The organism is uncultured Imperialibacter sp. (genome assembly GCF_963974565.1).
GTDB classification, from domain to species: Bacteria; Bacteroidota; Bacteroidia; order Cytophagales; family Cyclobacteriaceae; genus Imperialibacter; species Imperialibacter roseus.
Genome location: NZ_CAXBCJ010000008.1, coordinates 120,965 through 137,775, shown reverse-complemented (window position 1 = coordinate 137,775; position 16,811 = coordinate 120,965). Strand labels below are relative to the sequence as shown.

Annotated in this window: 13 protein-coding genes; 4 read left to right on the top strand and 9 right to left on the bottom strand. The window is 48.3% G+C overall.

Features of this window, described 5'->3' with window-relative positions:
• Window positions 1-64 precede the first annotated feature (64 nt).
• Complete coding sequence (locus AAC052_RS13105) at window positions 65-1,180, bottom strand: hypothetical protein (protein ID WP_339813832.1); 1,116 nt, start codon at window positions 1,178-1,180, stop codon at window positions 65-67.
• Between the two features lie 11 nt (window positions 1,181-1,191).
• Window positions 1,192-1,863 carry a hypothetical protein gene (locus AAC052_RS13100; RefSeq protein WP_339813830.1) on the bottom strand — a complete coding sequence of 224 codons (672 nt, stop codon included), beginning with the start codon at window positions 1,861-1,863 and terminating at the stop codon, window positions 1,192-1,194.
• A gap of 152 nt (window positions 1,864-2,015) precedes the next feature.
• On the opposite strand from AAC052_RS13100, the gene AAC052_RS13095 reads away from it, so the two are divergent.
• Entirely contained in the window at window positions 2,016-3,317 is a 1,302-nt protein-coding gene (locus tag AAC052_RS13095; RefSeq protein ID WP_339813828.1) for a hypothetical protein, read from the top strand.
• Between the two features lie 7 nt (window positions 3,318-3,324).
• Here AAC052_RS13095 and AAC052_RS13090 read toward each other — a convergent pair whose 3' ends face one another.
• The 4 genes from AAC052_RS13090 to AAC052_RS13075 form a co-directional block, all read right to left on the bottom strand.
• Entirely contained in the window at window positions 3,325-6,576 is a 3,252-nt protein-coding gene (locus AAC052_RS13090; protein ID WP_339813826.1) for a PKD domain-containing protein, read from the bottom strand.
• 201 nt (window positions 6,577-6,777) lie between these two features.
• Complete coding sequence (locus tag AAC052_RS13085; RefSeq protein ID WP_339813825.1) at window positions 6,778-7,146, bottom strand: plastocyanin/azurin family copper-binding protein; 369 nt, start codon at window positions 7,144-7,146, stop codon at window positions 6,778-6,780.
• Window positions 7,147-7,173: 27 nt separating this feature from the next.
• The gene (locus AAC052_RS13080; protein WP_339813823.1) at window positions 7,174-7,722 is read right to left on the bottom strand and encodes a carboxymuconolactone decarboxylase family protein; all 549 of its coding nucleotides are present in this window, start codon (window positions 7,720-7,722) and stop codon (window positions 7,174-7,176) included.
• 78 nt (window positions 7,723-7,800) lie between these two features.
• Complete coding sequence (locus AAC052_RS13075; RefSeq protein WP_339813822.1) at window positions 7,801-8,682, bottom strand: helix-turn-helix domain-containing protein; 882 nt, start codon at window positions 8,680-8,682, stop codon at window positions 7,801-7,803.
• 183 nt (window positions 8,683-8,865) lie between these two features.
• Here AAC052_RS13075 and AAC052_RS13070 point away from each other — a divergent pair, with 183 nt between their 5' ends.
• The 3 genes from AAC052_RS13070 (at window position 8,866) to AAC052_RS13060 (ending at window position 10,707) form a co-directional block, all read left to right on the top strand.
• Window positions 8,866-9,294: a MarR family winged helix-turn-helix transcriptional regulator gene (locus tag AAC052_RS13070; protein ID WP_317487881.1), complete on the top strand. Its 429-nt coding sequence runs from the start codon at window positions 8,866-8,868 to the stop codon at window positions 9,292-9,294.
• Between the two features lie 80 nt (window positions 9,295-9,374).
• Window positions 9,375-10,379, top strand: a complete 1,005-nt coding sequence (locus AAC052_RS13065; RefSeq protein WP_317487880.1) for an NAD(P)/FAD-dependent oxidoreductase — start codon at window positions 9,375-9,377, stop codon at window positions 10,377-10,379.
• A 7-nt stretch (window positions 10,380-10,386) separates the two neighbouring features.
• Entirely contained in the window at window positions 10,387-10,707 is a 321-nt protein-coding gene (locus tag AAC052_RS13060) for a 2Fe-2S iron-sulfur cluster-binding protein (protein ID WP_339813944.1), read from the top strand.
• Window positions 10,708-10,712: 5 nt separating this feature from the next.
• On the opposite strand, the gene AAC052_RS13055 is transcribed toward AAC052_RS13060, so the two are convergent.
• From AAC052_RS13055 to AAC052_RS13045, 3 genes are all read right to left on the bottom strand, one after another.
• Complete coding sequence (locus AAC052_RS13055) at window positions 10,713-15,437, bottom strand: T9SS type A sorting domain-containing protein (protein ID WP_339813820.1); 4,725 nt, start codon at window positions 15,435-15,437, stop codon at window positions 10,713-10,715.
• Between the two features lie 212 nt (window positions 15,438-15,649).
• Window positions 15,650-16,120, bottom strand: a complete 471-nt coding sequence (locus AAC052_RS13050) for an OsmC family protein (RefSeq protein ID WP_339813818.1) — start codon at window positions 16,118-16,120, stop codon at window positions 15,650-15,652.
• 123 nt (window positions 16,121-16,243) lie between these two features.
• Window positions 16,244-16,777, bottom strand: a complete 534-nt coding sequence (locus AAC052_RS13045) for a hypothetical protein (protein WP_339813817.1) — start codon at window positions 16,775-16,777, stop codon at window positions 16,244-16,246.
• Between the last annotated feature and the right edge of the window lie 34 nt (window positions 16,778-16,811).

Sequence of the window (16,811 nt, the reverse complement as noted above, 5' to 3'; positions counted from 1 at the left end):
TTACGTAAATATATAGAAGTAACCCTGACTGTGTCAATAGCCAGGGTTAAAATATTTCGAACAGCTACTTTTCGAGTGTTAGCCCATTCAGGTCTTTGAAGCGGGCGGCAATTCCCCAGCCATAGAAATTGTTGGCGACACCAATGAGCAATTCGTTGTCACCTTTCTGAAACGGGATTTCGAACGAGCTATTGGATAAGGAAAGTCTTCCGTCAGGTTCTTTCATGATTGGATGACCATAGAGGTTGGCACCCACATACAGCACCCTGCCGTTAATCATTACCCAAACTTCATCGCTAAAACCCAGGTCAATCGACTTCTTCTGTTCACTCGCTGAGTTGATGGTTGTTTTTAACCAAACCATACGTCGTGGTCTGCTTTGCCCATACTTTCGTGTCAGATTAACAAGGCCCCTTCGTTCAGCTGTTATGGCCTCCCAGGCGGTAGTATCACTGGGCATGTAACCTGGGCTGAACTCCAGGCTTGATTGCCCGGCAGCAACCGGCTCACTGACCTGCCAGGCTCTGATATAATAGGGATCCGAATCTGTTGGGTCAGCCCCGGGCAAAGGGGAGAGACCTTCAGTTTCGTTATGTTTGACTACCAGATTAGAAATAATCACCTGACTGTCGAAGGCTATGGTCCCCGCTGTTGTGTTGCCTTCCAGCATAGGCACGTAAAGAGTCGGCGAGTTGCTATTGACATACACCATCATTTGCTTTCCGGAAACTACCAGCTTTATGTGATTAGGCTCCTCTCGCTTCAACACAGCATTGGTTTGGTAATGATCCATGATGTCCCAGAGATTGACTCCCCCGACGAAGGGTGCGTACTGGATCGCATCTTTGGCAGTTGGGTAGCCAATCCTGGCAGTTCGCAGGTAGAAGCATTCGTTTTCTGTCTGGCTTTGCCAGTGGAAATAAAAGGAAGCAAAGTTCGGATCTATGGTTTCCATGTCGAACTCGATCGTGCCGTTGGTGAAGTCCATGTCTTTGAGCACGGCAAAGCCTGCCTGTGGTAGGATCTTCATCGATGGCTGGCCCTTGTGTTCGATGAATTCCACTTTTCCGGGAGCAAACTCCCAGTGCTCGGGCTTCATAGGCACTTTAACAGTCGCTTTTTTCTGGCCATAGCATATCCCTGCTATCAGCACAAGTGCTATAGAAATTAACTTTCTCATAATTTCCCGGCTTATTTTAATTTGGTGACTGTCAGGTTTGCGAAGTCGCCGTTGGTGGCGTAACCCACCCATATCCCCACGCTGCCCGTGGTTCTGTCGTTGAGTTTGGTCACTTTTAAACAATGCTCTTTTGCGTCGTCCACGAAAACAGTGATTTCTTTGCCTTTCACTTCTATGCGGGCATGAAACCAGCCGTTCGGATCAGGTGGGGAGGGGATTTCGTTTTCGTATTTTCCGGTATACTTCTCCCTCAGCTCGCTCCAGTCCCACCGGGGTGGACTTACATACTGCACTGAGTGGCTGCGACGAATTTGTTCCCCAGATTTGAAATTGAAAGGACGGAAATAAACAATATCGGCGGCAGTCTCCTTGCCGTCTTCAGGCACAGCGTGAAAAGCAACGCCAACAAAGTTCTTGCCTTGCACGTCTTTTCCTTTGATGTCAACTTCAATCGTGCCTTCGCTGAATTCCAGGCCTTTGATTAGGGCATAGCCACCAGCGTCGCTTTTGTCGGAAAAGGAAACCGCATTTTTTCCACCGTCATTGAGTGGTGTCACTTTGCGGTCGATGACCGTGAGGCTCTCACTCTTTAGCAGTTGCTGTAGATCGTAGGATTGCCCCACGGCTAATTGGCTAAAAAACAAAGCGATACATAGCAATGTCAATTGATTCAATCTTTTCATTTGTTTTGAGTTTTGTTTGACTATCGTAACAAGATCGCTGTAGTTCATTATACAGATGTTCCAACGGGTGTTCAAGTTTGTTCAAGATCATTCACGCAAGGTCTGCATACCTTTAGTCGACTTTTTCGTATAAAATTGTATCTTCAATTAGAATGGAATATTTGATAGCTCACTGCAGGAAATTAATTGAGTCACGGCTTGGCTGGGGCAACTCCAGCTTGTGGACCAGTGAGGACTTTGAAATACTCAGCGAAAAGATATTTGAAAAGACACAGGTAAGGCTGAGCGTGACTACGCTAAAGCGTATTTGGGGCAAGGTTAAATATGAAAGTTCGCCTAACGTGGCCACGCTAAATGCTTTAGCTCAGTTCGTTGGATATGACAACTGGAGGCAGTTTCGCCAAAAAGGAGGTATTCCGGTGACACCACCAGAGCTTACCGCCAGCGAGGGTTCTTTTAATTCTGACAGGGTGATTGCCCCGAAAAAAAGCAAAAAGAAAAATGGCCTGCTGCTGATTGCACCGGTAGGTGTGATTGCGTTGGTTATCGCCTCATTTTTGATGATGGGCAAGGAAGAAAAGAAGCCTGAAACACCGGAGAAGAAAGAGCTTCCCAAGCCCTTGTTCGAAAGCAAGAAAACTTCCGATGACCTGCCCAACTCCGTCATTTTTCATTATGACGTCGCTCAGTATGAATCAGATAATGTCTACATCCAGCAAAATTGGGACCCTGAGCGGAGAGAAAAGGTAGATGAAAAAGGCAATTACCACACCTCTATCTACTACTACCCAGGCTATTTTGGAGCCAGGCTTATTGTCGACGGCGAAGTGAAAGCGATGGACAATGTATTTATCAAATCACTTGGCTGGAAGGCAATGATCGATAAGTCGCCAGTGCCAGTGTATCTCCACTCTGACGAAATAAAAGGAAAAGGATGGATGGGTATTTCATCAAAAGTATTTCGGGAAAAATCAGGTGCCGCCGTTTTTAATGAGACTTGGGCCACGTTCCACAATGTGAGAGAATTTGAGGGGATGAACGGAACCGATTTCGTCTTTGAAGCAAGTTTGAGAAATGCTTCCACTGTCGAGGAGTCGGTTTGCCGCAATGTGATCATTTATTTGCTGGCCACCGAAAGTGCTGTGATTATTCCATTGTCCGACAAGGGCTGTGTGTCTAACCTGGGCCTGCTAACCGGGAACAGGTGGATCGACGGGAAGACAGAAGACTTGAGTGGCTTTGGGTGCGATTTTTCGCAATGGCAAACATTGAACGTATCAAGAACGGGAGATAAATTTGAGGTTTTGCTCAACGGAACATCCGTGCTAACCGAGAATCAGTCTGGCTCGATAGGCGATATCATAGGTATACGATTTGCTTTTGAAGGAGCCGGGCAGGTCACAGAAGTGAGGCTGGGCAACGCTAACGGCACTGTGTACGAGGAGAAGTTTTAACACGCACTTATCTGAGCAAATGCACCCATCCGTTGCAGGTGGTGAAATCGGGTAGCACCACATCATAGTAGTAGATGCCCGTTGGCAGGTTATCGCCGTCCCACTGATTGGTGTATTCATTGTTTTGGTAAACCACCTTACCCGTCCGGTCTACTATGGTAACTGGCATCGGTTGTATGTACTGAATTTCAAACCTGTCGTTCACACCATCTCCATTGGGAGAGAAGGCGTTGGGAACCATCAGCTCACCTACTTTGATCACCTCACCTACTTCCTCCACACAAAGCTCATTGGGAGCAATAAGCCTTGTGGTGAAGGTTCCTTCCGTTGCATATTGATGGGTGCCAACCAACACTGAAGATTGTGTCCCGTCGCCAAAATCCCAGTAGGCTAAATCTGTGCCCTGTACGTTTCCTGTAAAGTTGTATTCCGATACGCCGGAGCAGTTGTAGATGGCCTCTATTTCTGAACTGATAGTGATTTCCTCAAGCACATTGACGGTAAGAGAATCGATGAAAGTGCATTTGTTTCCTTCGTTGTAAATCTCGACAAAATAGGTGGTGGTGGCCCTGGGACTGGCGGTCGGGCTGCCGGTCTCGGTGGAGCTCAACCCTCTCGTACCTGGCGTCCAATAGTAGGAAGTACCTCCGGTGGCTTCCAGTTGAATCGATTCGCCATAGCAAATAGTTGCTGAGGGACTCAATGTGTACGTTCCCTGTGTGAGCACCAGCTGCCTGGTTGTCACATCAAGGTTTTTGCAGGTATTTGGGTTGGTAACAGTAAGGGTGATCGTGTATTCGCCTGCGGACTGATAAGTGTGCCGCACGGTGTCGCTATTAGTTGATGTGGCACCGTCGCCCAAATCCCAGAAGTAAGTTTCTCCTCCCACACTTTCGTTGGTGAACAGAAACTCAAAAGGAGCACACCCTTCTTTGATGTCAGGGTTTTGCAGGTCGGGCGTGTTGGTAACAAAGCTTGCCGAAAGGGTGGATAAGTCAAATTTGAAGACGCCAAGGTTGCAATTGTTGTTCGTTGTGTTTCCATTTGTTGTCGACCATGCGCCTTCAGTGGTAGGGAATGCGCCTTGAGTTCCGCCGGTTGGATTTTGAATTACACAACCCGCACACACTGCATGATGAACCACTCCACGTTTATCGAAGCGACTGGTACCTCCGTCTACGTGATCTCTGCCTGGGTTTCCACCAAAGTAGGTGGCATACAAAACATCGGCTGCATCCGGTTCAAAAACAATCAGGTAAAAGTCGCCCCCGTCTGTGGTGGATTGAAATGCGTCTGGAGTTAACGGCATGCCGAAAGTGTTCCCCTGGTTGTAGCTACTGCTTTGATTGATGGAGCTACCACCCCAGCCACTGATATAGATATTGTTACAATCGCTGACAAGAAAGGCTGTAGGGGAAATATTAGAGGGTAAGGTTCTTGACCCAAAGACAGTCGACCAAATGGTGTTTCTTAGATTTGAACTTAACTTATGTAGAAACTGCCCGCTTCCGGGGTTGATGTAGGCATTGCCGACAATAGGGTAAGCTCCTTTGGTCTGACCCACTACGTACACATTGCCTTCGTTGTCCAGATCCATGAGATACACTTGATCGGTAGCTGATGAACCCAAATAGGTAGCAGCATCAACAGTGAGCAGCGACTCATTGATATGAATGACATAACCGTCGGCAGCGCCAGCAAGTGATTTTTGCCACCCGGTGATGCCGAATGGAAAAGTTGTACTTGTTGTTCCTCCGGCAGCATAAACCCCACCCTTTCCGTCAGGCTTTACCGTGAACAGCACGTCGGTAGTGTCGCCACCAATGAAAGTGCCCCATTTCATCTCAGAGAGTTTCGAATCCATTTTAATCAAAAGCCCATCGAACTGCCCGCTATGAGGTAATATTTGGTTGGACATGGGAAAGTCTGCTGAGGGAGAACTGGAAGCTATATAGATATTATCCTCATCATCAATATTCACTTCACCTCTGAATTGGTCACCATAATTTAATGTCAAAGCACCACCAACCGAGATAATCCCATCGTTTTCACTTCCACCAAGGAAAGATGAAGCTCTTAGGGATGTTCCATCGTTTGTTAGTATGCTCACAAAAATGTCCGTGCCTTTGGTATAAAGGTTGAATGCGTTGCCAAAGGGGTCCACGCCTTCTCCGCCACCGTAAACGGTTTGAAATGCATCGGAAGTCACCGGAAAATCCAAGGACGAAGTCACGCCCATTATAATCAGATCATTGCTACTGTTCACAATCAGGCTAACAGGTGTTTCAGCTAAATCCCCACCCAGGTAAGTGGCGTAGAGCAGTTGCGTTCCGGTAGAATCGAATTTCATGATCACTACGTCATACACTCCCTCGAAACCTTCCTGAAACGCTCCAACGGAGGGAACAAAAACCCCAGTGCTCGCTCCAAAAATGATGCCTCCGGCATAGGTGTTGCCGTCCTTGTCGAAGGTGGCGGTGTTTCCCCAGTTGTCGGTTGATGAGCCTGAGTAGGTACTAAAAATGAGCAACGGGTCGATGACCAGTGTTTTGTCTTTGTCGTAGCCGTCAGGAAATTCAAAAGAGACCTGCTGGCCATCTAGGCTGAAACGAGCCGGCACCTCCACAGTGTCTTCATTTATCAGCTGGTAGGCAAACGGCTTCTGTTCTATCATTTGCCCAAACTCCGTTTCCACGACCAGGTTGTCATTCAGCAGGTACACGTCTCCGCAGCCTTTCCATTCCATGGCAACCTGATCGGGGTTGCCTCCTGCCGACACGATCAGGTCATATTTGAATGCCCCGCCGTAAGAAACCATTTTCAGGTCAATGCTCTCGTAGAGATCACAGTATTGCACTTCGTTGAATTCCGGCACGCTGCTGGCCCAATGATCCTCCGCTCCCAAAAAGAAATTATGGTAGTAGCTCTGTGCCTCCATGGTGGAGGTAGCAGGGTGTTTGTTGGCACCTACAAAGGTGGTGGAAATGGCCTGCGACACGCCAAGTGCGGCCGACTCCTGAAGTGCTCCGCTGCTTTGACCGTCTAAATGGCCATGGGAACTGTCAAAAGTGTTGCTTAAATAATAGACCCAGCCAGCGTCCTGAAGCAGCAGAAATCCGTGCGGAACCTTTTTTCTGAACTTCACGCTGTTGTCCCATTGCCCCTTGTTTTCAATAAAGCCGTTGAACGGGTTTTTCTCTGCTGAAAGGACGAGAGGGTAGCTTACAAAAATCAGACAAACAAAGAGCCACCGTTTCATTGGCGATGTGTGTAGGGTTAGTCGATTGAAAATATACAGGAAGAAGTTGAGTGAACAAAGGTGATTGCCATGTTCATGCATGCAAACAACTTGTAGGCTGGCTTCCCTATTCTTTTTTATTAGTGGCTACGCCGGATGTTTGCAAATAAAAAAGGCCTTCCCAGCAGGAAGACCTTTCAACTCACCTTTTTAGAATTTTCATCAGTTAACCACCAATCGGTAGTGAGGTGTTGGGTTTAACGGACAGAAGTAGACATACTCGCCTTTCTCCAGGCTCACTTCTCCGGATTTAGCTGATTCACCATTCTCAATTACCTTCGTGAGATAGGAACTTTTGATGTGATTCTCCTGATCGGTTTTTCCCTTTGGCGTGATCACAAAACCAACAGCATGATCCACGCCTTTGTTGGATACGTCGAACACATACTTACCCGGTTTCAAAGTAAGCTCAGTTGTTTCGAACTCGCCGGGTGTTTGGTCAAGCTTGATGGTTTCGGCCTTCTGAGCGAGGCAGCCAAACCCTGCAAGCATGCCCAGGATAGTCAATAAGAATGCTGTTTGCTTCATCATTGTCAATTTAATTTACGGAGTGATGGATTAAATAGATACTTCAGCTAATTCTGGAGCCAGAGGAAAATCGACAGGCACCTGTGTGGCACCGTGGATGAAATTGGAAATGATTTTATCTCCAATTACCATAATGATATCCACCAGGTTAGCAGAAGAATACCCGGCTGAAAACAGGTTCTCCACTGACTCTCTTCCAGGCTTGCTGCGGTTGACAGTGGCGTCTTTCACAAATTTGGCCAGGGCATCCAGCCTTTTGTCGAACGAGGCCTGGCCTGTTCTGATCTCAAGAATCTGCTCGTCACTGAAGCCATTCATTCTTCCGAGCACGGTGTGTGCCGACAAACAATACTGACATTCGTTCACCTGACTCACCACCAGATTGATTACTTCCCGTTCTTTGGCCTTCAAGGTGCTTTTCCGGTTCTGCAGGGCCATGTAGTCGCTCAGTGCAGTTTCATTGTGAGCAAATGAGGCGTAAAGGTTGGGTACGAAACCGAGGCCCGCTTCCAATTTCTCAAAAATAGCTTTGTTGCCTTCGGTTACTTCGTCTTTCGTGGGTACTTTAAATGTTGACATTGTTGTACTGTTTTGTGATTTAAAAATTGAATACCGTTTACAGTACAATTTTACGCCGCCCGCTTGCCAGGGTGAGAGTCAGCTTTTCCCTACTAATTGTTCATTTTTCCCAATAGCGGTGTTTTTGGCCTCATGTTTGAATCGCTGCGGCGCCATTGAGGTGACTTTTTTGAAAAGTTTGTGAAACGAGGACACTTCATCGAAGCCCAGTTCGTGGGCAATTTCCTTGGTGGTTTTGTCAGTGTAGAGCAGCTGCCTTTTTGCTTCAAGCACAATGCGTTCGTGGATAATGCTCAGTGGCGACTTCTGGTTGAATTTGGCAAATAGGTTCGAAAGGGTTTTTGGTGATTTGAAAAGCATATCAGCATAGTCGGCTACCTGTTTTTTTGTTTTGAAATGCGTTTCCACCAGCACATTGAACTTTCTGACAATCTCAATCTGGTTATTATCCAGCTCTTTGGTGATAAGCTGCGTCTTGGCCAACCTTGTGATTTTGATGATCAGCCGCTTAAGCAGCATTTGCAGCATTTCGCCCTGGATATTGTCCCGGGTGGTGAACTCGTCAACAAATACACGATAAAGCATCTCAAATTTATCGATCTCATCGTCCCTCAGTGTTATGATGGGAATGCTCTGTGTGCCAAAGAAGATGATGCCGTTGCACGAAACTTCATGGTCGTGGGTGTTAATACAGTAAAACTCACGATTGAATGAAAAAGCAGCGATGGGAGAGGAGCCTTTCTCAAAAGCTACTTTTTGCAAGTACGTGCTTGTTGTTAGTTGGTTGGGTTTCAGTACAATGGGTGTATTGTCTACAAAAACTGTGGAGGCCTGGTTGCTTTGGTTCCAAAGTATGTGGATGAGTCCCTGCTCCTTCGTTAGCTGATCTCTTTCTCTGGCGTAGTCGGTGCTGAGCCCAAAGTAAGCGTTGAGCTCTGACCCGTTAAATGTGTAAATCATGGCGATGTAAGTATTTCGATGTAACAGTTTGGCAGGCCGGCATAGTTTTTTTCAGAACCCCAACCAAGCCTATATGTCTTCCGCCTTACAAACCGGAGTAACCCGCCTTTTAATATTTATCAGGGAAAGATTGCAGGATCGTTGTGATTGCCTTACTTTAGTTGGTGCACTAACTAATTTGATTTGAAAGAGCCCTACAATCAATATTCATTGTTGCTCGACCGCACTGCCCGCAAGGTGAAATGGTATGCCCAGCAGCAGTTCAAAGAGCTGGGATTTGACATGACGGTTGATCAGTGGTTGGTAATGAAACTGACAGATGAAAATGAGGCACTCAGTCAAAGGGAGTTGGCTGCTTTGATGTACAAGGATATGCCTACCGTCACCCGTATTGTGGACATTCTATGCACTAAAGGGTTGGTGGAAAGGGCGGAAAGTCCGGCGGACAGGAGGGTGTCGATACTTAAGCTTACGGAAGAAGGGCGTGAGAAGGTGACCAGTAGTCGAAAGCAAGTGCGCTCAATCAGGCTGAAGGCCTGGGAGGGGTTGAATGAAAAGGATTTCGATGAATTCAACAGGATCCTCAATAAGATTTACGAGAATTTGACTTAAAGCAGGAAGGTTGTCAAAACCAGAAAGCAGTTAATTCGTTATAAATATTTGTTGCACTAAATATTACCACACTAAATAATATGATCAAGACTGACATTTGCATCATTGGAGCGGGTCCGGTTGGGCTTTTTGCCGTGTTTGAGGCTGGGCTGTTAAAGCTCAAGTGCCATTTGATAGATGCCCTGCCTCAGGTGGGAGGACAGCTTTCTGAAATATATCCTAAGAAGCCCATTTATGATATTCCGGGTTTTCCAACCGTGAATGCGCAGGAGCTGGTGGACAACCTGATGAAGCAAATAGCGCCTTTCAAGCCGACTTTTACATTGGGAGAGCGGGTCGACGGGCTGACGAAACAGGAAGACGGCAGCTTTCTTCTCTCCACCTCTGATGGTACCGAGGTGCATGCTGGTGTGGTAGTAATAGCTGCCGGATTGGGAAGCTTTGAGCCCCGCAAGCCGGTTATTGAGAACCTGGAGAAGTTCGAAGGCAAAGGGGTGGATTATATGGTCAAAGACCCCGAGAAGTACAGGGATAAGAAGATCGTGATTGCCGGCGGTGGTGATTCAGCGTTGGACTGGACGATTTTTCTTTCTGAAGTGGCTAAAGAGGTGACGCTGGTGCATCGCAACCAAACTTTTAGGGGAGCGCTCGATTCAGCCGATAAAGTGTTTGAGCTGGCACAGGAGAATAAAATAAGGCTGCTTCTTAATTCTAATCTGCATAGCCTCGATGGAGACGGAGTGCTGAAGGCGGTGCATATCACAGACCAGGCCAGCACAGTCAATACTTTCGAGGCCGACTACCTTATTCCTTTGTTTGGTCTCAGCCCCAAACTAGGGCCTATTGCCGATTGGAACCTGGGTATCGACAAAAGTGCCATTGTGGTCAACACGGAGGACTACAGCACCAATGTACCGGGCATTTATGCCATTGGCGACATCAATACGTATGCGGGTAAGCTGAAGCTTATTCTGTGCGGTTTCCATGAGGCTGCACTGATGTCGCAGAGTGCTTTCAAATACATTTATCCGGATCAGAAGCTCAGCTTCAAATACACCACTGTGAATGGCATAACTCCTTTGTAAAATGGAATTGATTAAATTTAAAGTAGAGGACAGGGCAGGTGAGGTGCAGGAAATTGAAGTGCCCGGCGACATGGGCCTCAACCTGATGGAAGTGCTGAAAGCGTCGGAGTTTCCGGTGCTCGGCACGTGTGGGGGAATGGCGTTGTGTGCCAGCTGCCATGTGTCGGTAGAGGAAGGCCTCGATCAGCTGGACGAGCAAAGAGACGCCGAACTGGACATGCTGGATACCCTGCCCAATGCCCTGCCCAACAGCCGCCTTGCCTGCCAGCTTCCCATTAACGAGAAGCTGGGAGGAGCATACGTGAAACTACAGGAGGTGATGGAATAGCTCCCCTAGTTCTTGGTCACCTTTGCATTGTAAATTTTTGCGAGAGAGAAGAACTGGATCTGATACATGCCGTCGGGCAGGTTAGAAAGATTCAGTTCAGGGGTATCTCCGTCTTTCAGAGCAATTGGGAACATTAGTTTGCCCGAATTGTCAAATACTTTAATGGAAATAACTTTTTCCGGACACTGCCACCTGATCACTTCTGAAGTAGGATTGGGGAAAACTTCAATTGTTTTCACCGCATTAATCGAGGCAGCCACTGGCCCGAAGTATTCGAACTTTCCGTCGTAGTCAGTTTGCTTCAGTCGGTAATAGTTGATGCCCTTCAGCGGACTGGTGTCTTCTGCCTCGTAGGTAAGCACCCTGTCTGAGGTACCTGCTCCGGCTTGTTCTTCCAGTATCTCATAAGAAATGCCGTCGCCTGATCGCTCAAGGGTAAATCGGTCATTGTTTTTTTCCTGGGCAGTGACCCACAGGAGGTCTATCTTGCTTTTTGCCGGAGTGGCAGTAAAACGCAGTAGTTTGATTGGTAGCGGATTAAGGCCTTGTTGAATAGCACCGAAAGTGAACGGACTGAAAGTGGAAAGGGACTGGGAGGTCACCGAACCTGCACCAGCCGGACCGCAGGAGCCTGTGGTGCCAATAGACGCAGCGTTTTCCCATTCGGAGGAGGCGTTGCCCTTGGCTACCACCAAATCTCCGCAGTTTTTGATCTCACTTACGTCAGAATTTTCCCAATATAACGTGACACTCGCACTTCCAGAGGCGCTTACACGGTCCAGCTGCCAGTACTCAAGAGAGCTGACGTGGTGCATGTTTTGAGGAATAGCCTGAGAAACATCGTAGCCACCGTATCCGCTGTTAAAGTACTCTGCCTGAAATGTTAAAGAGGCAGACAAGCCACTGATTCCAATTCTTGCCCATACGCTGCCTTTGCCAACCGGAAACACAAAATCAGCTGACCCTGTTTTTCTCATAGGCCCCTCAACAAAGCTGTCCTCCGACCCGGGATCGGACGATGCGGAGGCGCTCAGGAGCAGGTAGTTGCTTGCGGTGCTGATGATTTTTCCCGCTGTAAGGAGAAGCTGCGTCGTTACAGTGGTGGGTTGATTAAGGCGCACACCGGTTAAACTGGTATTCTCCATTTCAATCCTTCTGAAAGAAGTGGGCATTGAGCCTCCGATTGATTGTTCGACATCGCCTGTAAAATAGGCCCTTCCTGCGCCGGAGCTTGTATAGGTTCCACCATTTCTTATCCAGCCACCCGCTTCTGTGATTTCAATTACGTTGCCACCATCGGCAATGGTGCCGCCCGACAAAGTAAAGCTGCCGACCAAAAGTTCTGACGAAAGCGTAGTGGCCACTGAGCTTGCGGCATTGAAAGTGAACGAATTACCTACAGACAGCCCCCCGTTTGGATTAGCGAAGGTAGAGGTTCCGCCGAAGGAGACGTTCATGTCGTTTGCAATGCTGGCGGAAGTGCCAAAGGTATAGTTGGCTGCTCCGCCGCCATTGAGGGTCAGGTTAAAGTAATCGACCCCACGGATAGTGTAGGCTGTGGAGGCACCTGGAGATTGTTTCAGCACAACAGTGCCGCCGGCCAGCGAGTAGGTGCCGGAAAGGGCTGGATAGGTACCAGTAGCGGTATTGCCGAGCTGGAGTTGTGAGGTGCCCGTCATTGACAAGTTTGCCGTGCCTGTCAGGCCGTTGGTTGCAGCGTCGAAGATGGCCGCCCCTTGAATAGTTAGCTGGTTGGAAACCACCGTGGCTCCCGACAAGGTTTTTGTACCTGCGTTTGAAACTGTGAGGTTGTAATACCCGCTTGCTGGCGCCTTAATTGCCTGGCTTCCACTTCCGCTGTACGTAACCAGGTTGTTGGCATTGGCATTCAATACGCCTGTTGCCAGAAAACCTGCCCCCTGGATATTCAACGTAGACGAAGCAGCATTTGTCCAGATGGAGGTGGTGGCATTGAGTCCGGTTGCCGTTCCAAGCAAGGTGATGGTTCCGTTGTTGACAAAGGTAGTGCCTGCCGAAATGGTCAGCCCCGGCACAATAGTAATATTGGCAAGTGCCGTTGTGCTTTTGTTACCGGTGATAGTTACCGTGCCACTGCCATTGATCGTTGCATTGCCGGAAATGGTTTTGGAAGCGCCATTGAGCGTGAGTGTGGAAGCGCCAACATCCAGTGTGCCATTCAAAGTAGCGTTGCCCGACACTGTGAGTGGAGCCGAAAGAGTTAAAGAATTCGCTGGATTGAGCACGAAGTCTCCGTTGATGGTAGTGGCGGCGCCGCTGCTTGAAAGGGTAGTGCCTGTGAGGTTAAGGTTTCTCCCAATAGACCAGCTGCCAGCTGTTGGTGCCACCTTGCCGGTTCCTTCAACAGTAACATCAAAGTTAACAATGAGCGTATTTGTGCCTACCAGATTCCCTCCTGACCTTACGATGATGTAGTCAGCGGTTGAAGCTGCGGCGATGGTCACAGTGTGGCCGTTGTTGATCACTGCGTCGGACGATGAAGGCGGGACGCAATCGCAGCTTGAGCCTCCATCTGATAAAGCCCAGGTGCCGTTTCCTGCGGAGGCGTCATTCCAGTTGCCTGTTTTTCTTGAATAGTAGGTGCTTTTCATCGGCGTAGTGGCCTTGTTGGTAGTGCCCAATACGAAGTCATTGTTCAATTGGGTCACATTCAGCAAGGTTCTTTTGCCGGTTGGTGAAGAGGTGCTCCCTGTTGTTGCGGCACTTACCCCTACGCCCTGAGGAGACCCCGTCAGCGTTTCAAGCTTCAGATCAGAGGTGGCTCCTGCGCTCGACAAAGAGGTAAAGGTGACATTCAGGTTGTAGGCACCACCGGCCAGGGTTTGCGTGACAAGAGTGGTTCTCATAGCGGTTATCCGCTGAATGGTGGCACCCTCATTGTCGATATAACTCACATCGGTGGTTGTGGTTCCGTCGGTATGTGTGGCTGTTACATAGCCAGCCGTGGTTGGCGACACAGTGGTGTTTATTTCAACAGGGCGGTAATCGAGCGCTGTGCCAATAGGAAACAGGCCGTAGAATGACCCTGAAGTGCTTGTTATAGCTGAGGCTGGAAAAAAGCGTTTCCAGGCTCCTCCGTAAACTTTGCCAGCGGTTCTGGTGAGTGACCCACCTGCACCGGAACCGAGAGTCAGTGTTCTCGTATTCAGGTTGATGTCGCCTGTGGTCATAGTCAGCCCGTTGGTGATTGTCAGGTCTGTGCCAGACTCCAGAACCAGGGTGTTCGGCTTGTTGACAGTTAGTGCGTAGAAGCTTTCCCCACCAGCTTTGGTGATAGTCTGGTCGGCAACACCACCAAAGGTCACCGAAAAGTTGCCCGACAGCGTCACTCCGCTGTTCAACCAGTTTCCATTGACCCAAATATTACCTGCCAACGTCTTGGTACCGGTTCCACTTAGGTTGACGTGATAATACTGTGCGGGTGCTGCCGCAAGGCTTCTTATGGTCTGACTACCTGCACCATTGAAGGTGATTGTTCCTCCCGTGATATTGTAGGTGCCGGTGAGTTCGGGCAGCGTTGTGCTTAGTTTAGCCATTCGCAACTCACCACCAGACATGGTGAAGTTCGCAGCGCCGGTTTGTCCGAGTGTATTGGTGCCGGTAATGAAAACTCCTGATGTGATTTGTAAAGTTGCTGCCGCAGTGAGCGTAATGTTGCCATTGGCAGTTACGGTGCCCCCCGAAAATGTATTATTAATCGTTAATGCATAAAAGTTCTCCCCTGCTCCGGGTGTATAAATCGTTTGATTCGCCGTGGATGAGTTGAAAATGACCGTAGAGGAGCTTTTTGTAAATGTGCCGCCATTATCGTTGTCCCAGTCTCCCTGGAGGCTGATGATCTTGCTTCCATTGGCATCCAGCGTCGACCCACTGGCTATAGTAAGCAAACCTGCAATATTGATATTGGTGGGGCTGAGTCGCTTAGTCGCCGCACCCTGAATGATCAGGTTGTGGTAGCTGCCCTGGCCATCCATTGTATAAGGCCCGCCGGAAGTTGCACCAAAAACTACTGTGTTACCAGTGTCGGTCGCTGTAAGCCTTACAGTCGTTGGAAAGTTGGCAGGTGTGTTGTAATAGAGAAATGAGGTGGAAGTTGCATTGTTAAAAACACCGTTCGTCGTCGCATTTCCCAACAGCGTCGACGTCCCTGTCATGCGGATGGTTCCATTGTTGGTCAGAGTCCTTTTGGCAAGATCTAACCTGGAACTATTGCTGAAAGTAATATCTGTTCCCGGCAGCACCGTGGCATTGTTTCTTAGTCTAAGGCCAGAGCTGGCACTGGTAACGGCAACTGTGCCAGTTCCACTCAAAGTACTGCCAGCGGTACCAGCAAATCTTACCTGCCCATTGGAGCCACCGTTGACCGTACCGTTTAATAAAAGGTTTTTGCACAACAGGTGCTTGTTGGTACCCATGCTTAGCACCCCACCGGCATTAATTGTTAGGTTAAGGATGGTGGTGTTTGCATTGAAGTTGGTGGTTATTGTGTGCCCGGCACAAATGACCACGTCATCGCTGGAGCCAGGCGTGGTGGAGGCTGCGGCTCCACTACATCCGACTGTCGACCAGGTAGCAGTTGAAGTCCAGTTCCCGGATGCTCTGGAATAGAAAGTCGCAGCAAAACTGACGGAATGAAAAACAAGAAAGCTTGAGAGAAACAGGACAGCACCAAAAAGATACCTTTTGCCCATACATTTAATAAGTGAGAAGAGTTTCTATTAACCATAATAATGTTTTCTATCAGCTTTGCAGCTTTTAGAAAATTATATAGGATTCTGATCAGGTCAACAGATTCGGTGCGAATATCAAAACAATTTCATGATGGCAAGCGGAAATTCGACGAAATGGCAAAAGATATCGGTGATTTCTTTCTCTTACTCGACTTCGGGTGAAGTCAGTGTCGTTAGAGCATCCTTACACTTGGCTCATGCCTTACCTTAAAATTGACAGACCTCGCAATAAAACACATCTCGTTGGCTTTGTGATGCAGCCTTTGGGTTTCATCAACTCTTGCGGCATCGGTAATTGTAACAGCAGGCCTCAGCACCACCTCACTGAACTGTCCGCTGCCGTCAGGGTTTTCCACCATGGTACCCTCAGCATTGTCTGCGTACTCGTTAACCACAATGCCGGCATCGGAACATAGGTGCAAGAACCACAGCATGTGGCAGGAAGACAAAGAAGACAGAAACAGCTCTTCTGGATTGTGCCTGCTTTTGTCGCCACGGAAAGAGGGGTCGGCGGAGGTGAGGATGTCGGGCTTTCCGTCGATGCTGACCGTGTGGCTCCGCTCATAGTCACGGTAGCCTGAGGTGCCGGTGCCTTTGTTGCCTGTCCAGCGAACAGTGGATTGATAGTGGTGTGTTTTGGCCATTTAGAATTAAGCGTCAATTATTGCATGAGTTAACGGCGTTGGCAAGTAAAAGATGCAGCACTTTTCTGTCATTTTAATCAGAATGCATTTGCCCTGTGCATTGCCAATACCACCGTCAGTCGTTCAGGAAAATTCCCGGTCCCCGGTCAATTTATCACGCAGGTTCTCCAGCTTTTTCTTTCGGGGCAAATGTACTTTGCGCAATTCCCATGTAACCACTAAATAAGACAGCAGGAAAGCACCCAGTACAAGCAGGTATTTCTCCCACGAAGCGTTGTTCAATGCCAGGTTAGGAAATGAAAAGATGGCTGCAGGCAGCAGGAACCACCACACGAACGTTCGGGCAAAGGTAACTAGGTAACCTGCGTTTTTGATAGCCTGATCAAGTTCGGCAAGCATCGATTGGTCAAACCTGTTCTCATTCCTCTTTCTCTGACGACGACTGAAGAACACAAAAACACCAATAACAAGGAAAGCCAGCCCACCCACGTACGAATAGGCACTTTCCTGATCACGTATTGCATCAATCAGTAAAAAACCTCCTGTTACCGTGGCAATGAACATCATGCCCATCTCATTGACATGAGCCAGCCACCCGGTTTTGTTTTTGTGCTGATGGATGCGCTGGTGCAGCGCTGTTTCGTTAATAGCGTACATAGGTTCGTTATTTTGAGTGTCCCAAATTTTTTTT

Coding starts and splice junctions, on each gene's coding strand:
- AAC052_RS13105 (WP_339813832.1), bottom strand. CDS start 1,180: ATGAGAAAGTTAATTTCTATAGCACTTGTGCTGATAGCAGGGATATGC.
- AAC052_RS13100 (WP_339813830.1), bottom strand. CDS start 1,863: ATGAAAAGATTGAATCAATTGACATTGCTATGTATCGCTTTGTTTTTT.
- AAC052_RS13095 (WP_339813828.1), top strand. CDS start 2,016: ATGGAATATTTGATAGCTCACTGCAGGAAATTAATTGAGTCACGGCTT.
- AAC052_RS13090 (WP_339813826.1), bottom strand. CDS start 6,576: ATGAAACGGTGGCTCTTTGTTTGTCTGATTTTTGTAAGCTACCCTCTC.
- AAC052_RS13085 (WP_339813825.1), bottom strand. CDS start 7,146: ATGATGAAGCAAACAGCATTCTTATTGACTATCCTGGGCATGCTTGCA.
- AAC052_RS13080 (WP_339813823.1), bottom strand. CDS start 7,722: ATGTCAACATTTAAAGTACCCACGAAAGACGAAGTAACCGAAGGCAAC.
- AAC052_RS13075 (WP_339813822.1), bottom strand. CDS start 8,682: ATGATTTACACATTTAACGGGTCAGAGCTCAACGCTTACTTTGGGCTC.
- AAC052_RS13065 (WP_317487880.1), top strand. CDS start 9,375: ATGATCAAGACTGACATTTGCATCATTGGAGCGGGTCCGGTTGGGCTT.
- AAC052_RS13055 (WP_339813820.1), bottom strand. CDS start 15,437: ATGGGCAAAAGGTATCTTTTTGGTGCTGTCCTGTTTCTCTCAAGCTTT.
- AAC052_RS13050 (WP_339813818.1), bottom strand. CDS start 16,120: ATGGCCAAAACACACCACTATCAATCCACTGTTCGCTGGACAGGCAAC.
- AAC052_RS13045 (WP_339813817.1), bottom strand. CDS start 16,777: ATGTACGCTATTAACGAAACAGCGCTGCACCAGCGCATCCATCAGCAC.